At 52.1% G+C, this 10,981-nt stretch carries 6 protein-coding genes; all 6 read left to right on the top strand.

Translation table 11 applies throughout. The annotated features are described in order from the left end of the window. Positions 1–328 precede the first annotated feature (328 nt). Positions 329–1,693 carry an efflux transporter outer membrane subunit gene (locus QWY27_RS12630; RefSeq protein ID WP_290198732.1) on the top strand — a complete coding sequence of 455 codons (1,365 nt, stop codon included), beginning with the start codon at positions 329–331 and terminating at the stop codon, positions 1,691–1,693. Then, positions 1,683–5,654, top strand: a complete 3,972-nt coding sequence (locus QWY27_RS12635) for a peptidase domain-containing ABC transporter (RefSeq protein ID WP_290198733.1) — start codon at positions 1,683–1,685, stop codon at positions 5,652–5,654. Before QWY27_RS12630 ends, QWY27_RS12635 begins: the two co-directional genes overlap by 11 nt. A 45-nt stretch (positions 5,655–5,699) precedes the next feature. Further along, on the top strand, positions 5,700–6,911 hold the full coding sequence (locus QWY27_RS12640; RefSeq protein WP_290198734.1) for a beta-barrel domain-containing protein: 1,212 nt from the start codon (positions 5,700–5,702) through the stop codon (positions 6,909–6,911). A gap of 38 nt (positions 6,912–6,949) precedes the next feature. Continuing rightward, complete coding sequence (locus QWY27_RS12645) at positions 6,950–8,695, top strand: LuxR C-terminal-related transcriptional regulator (RefSeq protein WP_290198735.1); 1,746 nt, start codon at positions 6,950–6,952, stop codon at positions 8,693–8,695. Positions 8,696–8,703: 8 nt separating this feature from the next. Next, positions 8,704–9,513 carry a hypothetical protein gene (locus QWY27_RS12650; RefSeq protein ID WP_290198736.1) on the top strand — a complete coding sequence of 270 codons (810 nt, stop codon included), beginning with the start codon at positions 8,704–8,706 and terminating at the stop codon, positions 9,511–9,513. Between the two features lie 124 nt (positions 9,514–9,637). Next, positions 9,638–10,981: VCBS domain-containing protein (locus tag QWY27_RS12655; RefSeq protein WP_290198737.1), on the top strand; the 1,344-nt coding region annotated here is incomplete at its 3' end.

The following is a 10,981-nucleotide window of genomic DNA, read 5'->3' on the forward strand; positions in this document are numbered from 1 at the left end:
CCGTCTCGACATTGCAACAAATAGTACCTGTCAAGTCGATAACGATTCTCCATTGTTTTAATAAAAGCTAGACTGGGTTCTATAACTCTTAGGACGTCGTTGCGCTGTAACTTTCGGTCTTTTTTCTTCCATCATGCATTCAACACATTCAACCAACCTGCTGTTTGGTGCTGGTCTCGTGCTGCGGCGCGGTAGATTTGTTTTTGTGTGCATGTGTTTTTTTCTGATTGCTATGTTAGTGGGTTGTTCAACGCCCATAAAAGAAGAGGGCGATGCTCCGGACGGACCCGATTATGTGAAGTGGATACCGAAAACATTTAACGGACCTGTGAATGAAAGTCTTCCACGTCCAAAAGAGCATTGGTGGAAAGATTTCGGTAGCACCGAGCTAGATGGGCTTGTCGATACCGCTTTGACTAATAACTACGAGTTGCGTGTTGCTGTGGCTAGAGTGGCGCAAACGCGTGCGCAGGCAAATATCGTTCGCGCTGCGCAATCACCCACGGTTGATTTGACGGCCGGTTACAAAAACCAGGCTCCTGGTCAAGGTGTCGGGTATGCCGCGACCACGGACGATTGGGGCAGTCAACCTGTCTGGCAGGCTGGATTGGCTGTGAATTACGAGCTCGATCTTTGGGGTAAAAAAGGTTTTAACTCACAAGCCGCGTATTCTTTGGCTTTAGCTAGCGAGTTTAATCGTGAAGCTGTCGCGCTCAGCTTGATCAGCGATGTTGTAACAGTTTATTTTCAAGTGATGGCGTTGACGGAGCGGATCGCGGTTGGTGAACGCAATCTGGATACGATCCGAATGGTGGGAAGAAACTTACAGCGTCGATTGGATCGCGGCGATTCAACGCTTATTGATGTTTCCCAACAGCTTGTCTTGGAAAGCAACACGGATGCTCAGCTGACAAACTTAAGGTTGCAGCGTGAGCGGGCTATTAACCGACTGGCCTTATTGATCGGCACGACACCTTCGGCGCTGAGGCTCACGGGCGGTTTGGTCGAAGACGTTAAAACTCCAATCGTGCAGCCTGGTTTGCCCTCGGACCTTCTGTGTCGCCGACCGGATATTCGTCGCGCAGAGGCCGCACTTGAGTCGGCTCAGGCGGATTTGTATGCGGCGCGTGCCAATTTGTTACCGTCCTTTGCACTTTCCGCTCAGGGTGGATTTGGCAGCTTTTTGTTGTCATCTATTTTGGCGCCGCAGAGCCTTTTTTATAACCTAAGTGCCAATCTCGTTCAGAATGTTTTCGATGGTGGCAAGCGCAAGTCTGAGGTTGAGCTGGCCAATGCCAAAAATCGGGAGTTGCTTGAGGCGTATGCCAATACCGTGCTGTCGGCGATGCGCGATGTTGAAGATGGGCTCTCAGGGGTGGCGCTGACGGCTCGTCAATACGCAGCTCTGAATAATGCGCGTCAGCGTGCACGCAAGCTTGCTGAGTACAGCGTCACGGTGGTCGAGCGCGGCGGGATGGATTTTGTTCAATTATTCCAGGTTCAGGGGACTGTGATTGCTGCTGAAGATGCGGCGATTAATGGTCGTTTTGAGCAAATCAGGGCCTCTGTTGACCTCTACAAGGCAATTGGGGGCGGCTTACGTCTAGGCGAGGATCCTTGCCTGGGCGGTGGCAAACTCCCCGAGGCGGATGCGCGTTGGCGGGCAAGTGCTGAGAAAAGTAATGTCAAATAAAAGTACAGCAACCATGTCTGAGAAGCCAAAGGCCAAAGAGTCTTTGAGTCTGATGTCGCCTTTCGCAGGTGAGTGGTTCACAATTTTTTCTTCGAGCTTCACGATCAACATACTTGCCTTGGCTTTCCCGTTGTTGATGCTGCAACTTTACGATCGGATATTGCCCTACGAGTCTGTCGATACGCTTGGGCTGGTCGCGATTACTGTTTTACTGGCGATCTTTGTCGAGACCTTGCTGAGGATCGCGCGCTCTTATTCCACGGCGTGGACGGCCGCGCGATTTGAATATCGTGCAATGATGGCACTGACTGAGCGCGCGTTGGCTGAGCCTCTCCATCAATTTGAGCGCAAGGGTACCGGGGCGGTGATGTCTCGGTTCAAGGCGATTGGAACGCTTCGCTATCATTACTCTGGTCAGACTTTTCAGCAGTTGATGGATTTGCCTTTCACGTTTCTGTACGTGCTGATTGCGGCGGTGATGAGTCCTTGGATTGGTTTATTACTGCTCGCCGGCTATGCCGTTTTTATAGTGATCATTTGGCATCACGGTAAAAGTTTTCCTGCCTTGGTCAAGGAGCAAAAAGAAGCCGATCTTAGACGTGGAAACTTTTTAAATGAAACGCTTAGAAATATCCACACACTTAAATCGATGACCATGGAAGCATTGATGCTGCGGCGTCATGAGCGTTTGCAAGAGGCTTGCGCGCGCTTGATGTCGCGGGTGACCTATGCGCTGGATATGTCCTCCGGTCTGGGTAATATTTTTTCACCGTTGATGACTGTGCTGACGGTCGCGCTGGGTGCCTGGCTTGTTATCAACGGGGATATGACAAATGGTGAGCTAGCAGCGTGTGTGTTGCTGGGGATGCGCTCTCTGGCGCCGTTACAGCGCTTGGGCGGCATCTGGTCGAAACACCAGCAAGATAAAATTTTGCGTGCAGACCTCGCCCGCGAACTGGCCCAACCTCAGCTGCCGGTCGAACCACCGCATGCCGTTTCATTGGATACGCAAGTTGTTCCGGGCGAGATACGGGGCGTGAGTATTGGGTTGCAAAATGTGACCTACCGGTTTCCCTGCGCTGAGAAGCCTTTATTTGAGAATTTGTCACTCAATATTGAGCCTAATGAGTGCCTGTTGATTGAAGGTCAAAGTGGATCAGGGCGGAGCACGTTACTGCAACTACTAGCCGGCGTGGTTGAGCCGCTTGATGGTCAGATTTTGATTGATCATCGAGATATCAAGTTTTTGAGCTCGACTGAGCTTGGCCATTCCTTGGCATACCTATCGCAACAAACCCAGATGTTCGAGGGATCCTTACTCGACAATATTAGTAGTTTTGATGATGACCGCATCGATTTAGCGCTTGATACTGCCAAGCGACTTGGCTTGGGTGAGTTTGTTTCCAGGATGCCCCGCGGATGGGACTCGACTGTAGGAGATATGGCGACTGATTCCATGCCGCCTGGTTATCGACAGCGTTTGGCGATTGTGCGAGCGTTGAGTGGCCATCCTCGGGTGATTCTGTTCGATGACGCGACGTCCACGATGGACTCTGAGGGCGATACCCTGTTTTTACGTTATCTGCAGTCGATGGTCGGGCGTGTCACGATTGTCATGATCTCTCAGCGACCGTCTTACAAGCGTTTGGCAACTAAAACAATTTATCTTCGAAATGGTCGCTTTAGTGAGAGTGGCCAAACTGAACCCCAGGATGAGCCGATTGCAGAGGTGAGTCCAGCGCTTGATAGCTTACCCTCAGCAAATACTCAAAGTCAGACGACTTTGCCACAGCTTGGTGACGCTCTTCCCTCTACAACAGTCAAACCTTTACCCAACGCGTTGGAGTCTGAGTTTGATCCGTTGAGATGGGATCGCGCGCGTGAAATGGTCGATGCGCAGTTTAAAGTCAGGACGGATTTTGCAGGTTGTTTGACTGTTTTGCTGAAACAGATCAATGCCCGGGTCAGTACGCGTGAAATCGCCGAGTCACTCCCTTATTTCGAAGAGGCTCTGGATCTGTCAGGTTTTCAGAATGCGATGGCTGAACTTGGCTACAAGCCAAAAGAAGTTCGGTGCCGTCTTGGCGCGCTTGAAGTGCGCTCGTTGCCCTGTTTATTTGTGCCTGATCATGATCTGGCGTTTATTGTGCTTGGACGGACGGGTCATCAGGTACGCGTTGCAAATGACCCGGATCAAGAAGCGCGCTTAGTGTCTGATCTGAATATTGAAGGGCGAGCCTTTTTTTACGAGCAGGTGGATCGCTCGACGGTTGAGAACGGTTCCTGGGCGATGCGTGCGCTGAAAAGATTCGCGCCTTTGATTGGGCAGGCTACGCTATCGGCGCTTGTGACGGGTTTGGTGTTGATGGCGGGACCGCTATTCATGATGGTGGTTTACAGCACGGTGATTCCGACTGGCGCGGAAGACACTCTTTTTTATCTGTCTGTTGGCGCGGTCTTGGCGTTGTTGTCGAGTTTTGCGTTTATGCGTCATCGCGCGCATATTTTGGCCTACATCGCAGGTCGAATTGAATATTTGTTTGGCGCCAGTATCTTGCAACAGGTATTTCGGATGTCGCCGTCCTTTACGGAGCGTTCATCCGTCGGTGCCCAGACATCGAGAATCCAGAGCTTTGAAGCCATTCGTGACATGTTTATCGGTCCGCTTGCTTCAACCTTTCTGGAGTCCCCTGCAACGATTGTCCTGCTGGTGGCGCTGTCGATTATCAATCCAATCGCTCTTCTTGTTTTCGGCATCATGGTTCTCATTTATGCCGTGTTGTACTGGACTTTTTCAGGTCGTACGCAGGCGCTTGTCACTGAGCTGAGCCAGGCAGTCACCGAGCGCGATGAGTTTCTGGTGGAACTGATTGTCAAAATGCGGGCGGTCCGGGAAAGTCACGCGCAAAGGCTGTGGCTCGAGCGTTTCCGTGAGGTGTCGGCTACAGCCGCGATGGCTTCGTTTAAGTCTGAGCGACTCTCTTCCTTGCTGGTCAGTAGCTCGTACTTCCTGATGATGCTTGCTGCGCTTGGGATTGTTGTGGCGACAGTGCCTGCGGTTTGGTCTCACTCGGTCACTTCTGGTGCGTTGATTGCCTCGCTAATGTTGATGTGGCGAGTGTTGACGCCTGTTCAGACGGTCTTTACCAATATGACGAGAATGAGGCGTGTGGGGATGGCGGTCAAGCAAATCGATAGTCTGATGCGGATTCAACCTGAGCGAATTGAAACCTCGCAACCTGTCAGCAGTCGAAAGTTGGCAGGTGAAATTGAGTTTGCGCGCGTGTCGTTTAGGTATTCGATCAAAGTGGATCCTGCCCTGATTGGCGTGGAGTTTCGGATTCAGCCCGGGCAGATCGTCGCGATGACGGGTCCCAATGGGGGCGGTAAGTCGACATTGCTCAAGCTGATCCTTGGCATGTATCAACCGCAAGCTGGCGCGATACTTTTGGACAATATCGACATACGCCAAATCGATCCGCTGGTTTTAAGACGGTATATCGGTTACGCACCGCAAGATATACAACTGTTTCGGGCAACGATTGCTCAAAACCTCCGGCTGGCCCGTCCAGACGCAACGGATGGCGATCTATACGAGTGCCTGGAGATGGCGGGTGCGCTCGAGCAGGTTCTTGCTTTGCCTCAGGGACTTCAGTATCGCGTGGGTGATAACACGAATGAGTTGGCCGCAAGCCTTAAACAGAAGCTGTCGCTTGCGCGGGCGTATTTAACGCGCGCGCCCATCATGTTGTTCGATGAGCCTGGTAATGGACTCGATGAGCTGGGTGATCGCAAATTCATCGAGACTATAAAAAGTATGCGTGGCAATACAACGGTTGTGTTTATTAGTCATCGACCCAGTCATATCAAGTTGGCGGATACGCTAATGATTTTTGACAAAGGCTATTTGCGTGCGAGTGGTGCGCCTGATGCGCTGCTCAGACAACCTGTAGCGTCTTGATGTTTGAGTCTGTTTGTATCGCAATTATTTGTGAGAAGAGAGTCTGTGAAAAATTCTGAACCCTACCAACCCGATAGCGCGCCGGCCTCGCCGCTCGTGCTGGGTGATCGTACGGATAACTATGTCGCCAAAGCGATCTTGCTGGAGGAGGCTGCGCCACCTTCTTATCTCAGGGCGACTGTCAATCTGGCGGCAGTGTCGCTGATATTGTTTTTGGTTTGGGCGTATTTTGCAAAACTCGATGTTGTCGCGTTGGCACCCGGACAAATACTGCCGGTTGATTCGGTGATGGTTGTCCAGCATGTGGATGGCGGACGGATCGCGAGCATAGAGGTCAGGGACGGACAGCTTGTTAAAAAAGGCGAGTTGTTGATGCGTTTGAATGATACGGAAGCCGCTGCTGAGTATCAAACCCTGAGCGCGAAGTATTGGGGACTGTATGCGCAGGTTGAGCGTTTGCGTGCTCTGATTGGTGAACGTCCGGCAAATTTTAGTGAAGTGCCTCAGGCGTATCGGGAAACTGTACAGGAACAACAGCACACCCTTAAAACTTCTTTGCAGCAAATCGCTCAGCAGAAGGATGAAATCAAAATTTTGCGTGAAGTCAGCAAAATCCGGACTGAACTGGCAGAGGAAAAACTGGCAACTCGTGTGCAGGCTCTTGATGCGCAGAGGGCACTGAGTCAGGCAGAGGCCGAACTGCTGCGGTTTAGACGCAGCCAGATGGATGAGCTCAACGCCTCGTCGAACGAACTGGTGCAGACTCAAGAGCAATTGACCAAATTAAAAGACCGACTGGATCGAGTCGATGTGTTGTCGCCTGCAAATGGCGTTGTTCAGGACCTGAAGTTTCGTACGGTCGGTGGCGTCATTCCACCCGGAGCAATGCTGATGAACGTTGTCCCTGTCGACAGTCAGATGCATGCGGAGGTTAGGGTGTCGCCGGTTGACATTGGTTTTGTCAAGAAAGATCAAACGGTCAGGCTCAAGGTCAGCACATTCGACTTTATGCGTTACGGCACGATCGACGGACGCGTGTCGATGGTCTCTCCCTATAGCGTGTTGGATGAGAATCAAAACCCGTATTTCAAGGTCAATATCACTGTACCCAAAGAGTATGTCGGTGATGATCGTACCAAGAAAGTTGAGCCGGGCATGACTGTCCAGGCGGATATTTTGACGGATAGGCAGTCTGTGATGCGTTATTTACTTCGTCCGATTTACGTTGCCCTGAATCAGGGTATGCGTGAGCGCTAATTTGATATTCAATCAAGCGAAATCAGGCAGATCAAAGCATGAACAAGCGCGTAGAGAGTGACTTGGACAAGGCCCGGCCGCTGACCCCTCGGCAAGAGCAGATATTGTCTTTGTTGACTGAGGGTAAAAGTAATAAAGAGATCGCCGAGGAGCTTGGTATTCAACAAGGAACGGTGAAGCAGCATTTGTTTGTGCTCTTTCGTCGTCTCGGTGTTGTGAATCGTGCCAAAGCCGTGATTGCGGCCAGCCAGTTGCTCAAAGCACAACGCTCAAGGGGGCGTGAGTCCGGATGGACGCGCCCCGCAAAACAGGCTGCTATTCATAAACCAGGCTATGTCTGGAGAATGATCGCGGTCGTGGCTGTTTTTCTACCAGATGCGACGTCTATTTCCACAGGGGTCTTGGTTCAGCGCGATCAATATTTGTTATCTTTGCGCCAGACTGTTGCCGAGTTTACGGAAGCCTTGGATGGTCAGTTTGTTTCAATGCCTTACGGTGGTTTTTTAGCGTGGTTTGGTCATCCGTACTCGCATCTCGATGATGCGGATCGTGCTGTGCATTTGGCGCAGTCTATTCAGAGATGGTCGGACGATTATTGCCGCGAACATTTTGGGGCAGGTGATTCTGAGCTGTTGACGAGGCCAATCGGGATCGGTGTGGCCTCGCATCCCGAGGTCGTGGCTGAGAAGACAGTGCAACTGACGGGCGCCGAGTCTTTCAGGTCAGCGGCTATTTTGGCGCGTCATGCCAGGCCGCTCGGTCGACCGCTTGCGGATGAGTCGACCCAACGTCTTGCTCCTCTTAGTGTGCAGTGGATCAAGGTCAAAGCTTCCTCAGACAAGCCAATTGGTCGCCAGCGTGAGGGCAGTGTTTCCGCAATTGGTCAATATGGCCAGTCCCTGCTTGATAATCGTCCGCGCTGGGGTGGAATGGGTTTTTTAGGCGAGATTTATGCCTCCGTTCAGAATGGCGTTGCGCAATGGGTATCGGTTGAATCATGGCCGCCTGCCGCTGCGACTGCGTTAATTGACACGATTGGCAATGCCGCCGTGTGTTCGGGGGGCTTTAATGTTTTGCGTTTACGAGTGCCGGTGCAGACACGCCGCGATCGAATCGTGGCTGGTTTTGTCGGTCAGATCGAGATGGTGGCAGCCGAGCTCAATGCCCCGGTCGATAAGGTTTATACGCTTGCCTCGGATGGCGAGAGGTTGGGTTCGATGCTCAGGGACTGCGCAAGCAAGCCTCTGGTGGTTCAGGTATATGGCTTAAAAGCCCTAGATGCCTTGGCGAGTGTATTGGGTGAGCGGGGGGTTAATCAGTTAGTGTCCTGTCCGATATTGATCGTCGCCGCGAACTTGATGGATGTTGGACAGGCGCAAACAGTTGTCCGTTTGTTGGGCCCCCGTCCGAAAAGCGATGCACCTACCAGAGTGTTTGAGATGCGCTCATTGGATCATCATGCTTTACCGCAGGCGATACGTGCCGATTTGCAAGCGCTCTTGGATGGTTTGTCGGTTGTTTCCAAACAGATGATCGTGACGGCTGCGACCGATCCACTCAAGCCAATCGATGACGTTGTTTCCAAAGCCGGATTACCGCACCACCAGACTCAATCTTGTCTGTCGGAGCTGACCGCTTCAGGGTTGATCGCACCTAAGTCGGGCGGCGGTTTTCAATTTCGTGACCTCACGACTGCCCAGGCTATTCACAGCTTGACGGTTTCCCTTCCGGAAGCGGGCGTATCTTCAGTGCCCAATACGGAGGCTTTGCGCTCATCAAGCTAAGGGCTCAGATGAAGATCAGCTTGTTGTTTAGCCAGATTTGTATAGTCATCGTTTGTTTTCTCGGTGATCCCGCCTCTGCGCGTGAAGACCCAGTAGAGCGTCCAGCAGCCACGCGCACTGCCAACGTTGTCGTGATGACAATTAGCGGCAGGATATCAAAACGAACACTTGAGTACTTTAAGTCGGCTCCCCCCGCTGCAAAAGGAGATCCGATTCCAGCTGGCTTGATTGTGTTGTTGGATTCGTCTGGAGGGGATGGTGCGGTCGCCATGGAAATTGGGCGCATGCTTCGGCGTGCAAAGGCGCATATTTTTGTAACAGGTCAGTGTTCAAGCGCATGTATGTTTATCCTTGCAAGCGGAGTGGTGCGAGGAGCTCCTCCTTATACCGTTGGTATTCACAGAGGTCGTATTACTGTGACGAATCCCGATGGAAAGATTTTGAAAGAAGTTGATGCCAGTGAAAATCCTAAAGCGGCTGCGGCACTAAAAAAGTTTGAGCAGGATGCTCAGGCATATTTTGCAGAGATGGGCATGCCTCCCCAACTGTTTGCCGCCATGCAAGCCCATACCCAGAAAGGTGTGTATCGGCTCAATCATAGTGAGGTAGAAAAGTTTGGTTTAACCGGCTTTGAGCCTCAGTATTTCGATCAACGGGCTAAGTTTTTTGAAGCACAGAAAGGACCCTACAAAATGGATGGTTCCGAGCTGCGTCGGCGTACCGCAAGAGTCGCCTCGCGCTGCGGAGAGTTTCATGCGGACCGAAAGAAGTTTGTTGACTGTTATTCAGAGGTTTTGCGTGATCGGTTTTTGAATTAATCTTAAAGGAATTGTTACTAAGGTTATATAACCTTTTGTTGTATTGAGGGTGTACCAACAGGCTATTAAAGTCCAGTTTAGAGAAGTCTCAATTTGAGACGCGCTGGAATGATAAGGCACTGAAATGGCTGACGAAAATAAACCTACCCCACAGCAATCACAGGATGCCGTTCAACTTGATAGTTTGACGTCACTTCAGCAAACGACTGAGGGCGATCAGACTGCAGATGCGCCTGTCACGGATGTGAGAGCGGATTCGAATGTGGCGTCTCCTCAAGTTGGCTCTCAAGACGGCCCAAGCTTTTACCTCCCTAATACAGACCTAACGAATGCACCGCCTGCCCAGTCTGGCGATTCACCGGTGAGTGATTCTGATAGTGATTCAGCGGATACCCCTCAAATTAATGATGGTAATGAGGTAGACGACACTGGCTTAGATCTTTTCAGTGTGACGGTTGCAGACACCCCCGAGTCTCAAGCGACTCCGTCTCAATCCAGTGAGGGTACGTCTGCAGCGAATAGTATAAGTTCCTCTTCGGGGTCGGGCTCGGGCGCACCCGGACCTACAAATGGGGCGCGTATCGGAACTGCGCAGACTCAAGAGGAAGTCGCAGCGGAGGCGGGTGGGAATGAGCAACAGGTCCAGCCGCTTGTTCTTGCACCTGAGACGCAGCCAGTTGAGTTAACGGCAGTGCCTCAGACAAACGAGGCAGTTGTTGCAGATCCGATTGCTCCGGCTATTCCAGTTACTCCGGTTACTCCGGTGGCGCCGGAGAGCGTGTCTACTTTATCGAGTGCCGCTGTTGCGCTGACCGAAAGCGATGCAGTGCTTAGTGTCAGTGGCGCGCTTGTAGTGACGGATGCAGATGTAAATGCGGCTACCGTAGTTGCGCAAAGTAACACCGAAGGCGCCTATGGATTTTTTAGTATTGGTAGCAATGGTGCCTGGACGTATACAGCCAAGGGTGCGCTGAATCAGCTTAGTGATGGTCAGGTTTTGACCGAGACTTTTGCCGTTGCGACAACGGATGGTGGTGGTTCGACCGTGACGATCACGGTGACGGGCAGCAATGACGGTCCTGTGGCGACCGATGACAGCACGGGCACGGGTGAAAACGCGGTGCTCAACAGCCGTGTGCCGGTGGCCACGGATGTGGATGGCACCGTTGAGAGCTACACGTTAGTGGAGGATGTCACCGCGGGCAAGCTGACGTTTAACGCTGACGGCACTTACTCCTTCGATCCGGAAAGCGCCTTTGATGACCTGGCTGATGGCGACACGCGAGCTGTCACCTTCACGTACACCGCCACCGACGACTTCGGTGCGGTGAGCGGCACCCAGACCGTGACGATCACGGTGACGGGCAGCAATGACGGTCCTGTGGCGACCGATGACAGCACGGGCACGGGTGAAAACGCGGTGCTCAACAGCCGTGTGCCGGTGGCCACGGATGTGGATGGCACCGTT

The sequence above is a fragment of the Zwartia vadi genome, assembly GCF_030410375.1.
In the GTDB taxonomy this organism is placed as follows: Bacteria; Pseudomonadota; Gammaproteobacteria; order Burkholderiales; family Burkholderiaceae_B; genus Zwartia; species Zwartia vadi.

What these genes read in the sequence shown, in the direction of transcription:
- QWY27_RS12635 (WP_290198733.1), top strand. Translation starts at nt 1,683, where the DNA reads ATGTCAAATAAAAGTACAGCAACCATGTCTGAGAAGCCAAAGGCCAAA.
- QWY27_RS12645 (WP_290198735.1), top strand. Translation starts at nt 6,950, where the DNA reads ATGAACAAGCGCGTAGAGAGTGACTTGGACAAGGCCCGGCCGCTGACC.
- QWY27_RS12650 (WP_290198736.1), top strand. Translation starts at nt 8,704, where the DNA reads ATGAAGATCAGCTTGTTGTTTAGCCAGATTTGTATAGTCATCGTTTGT.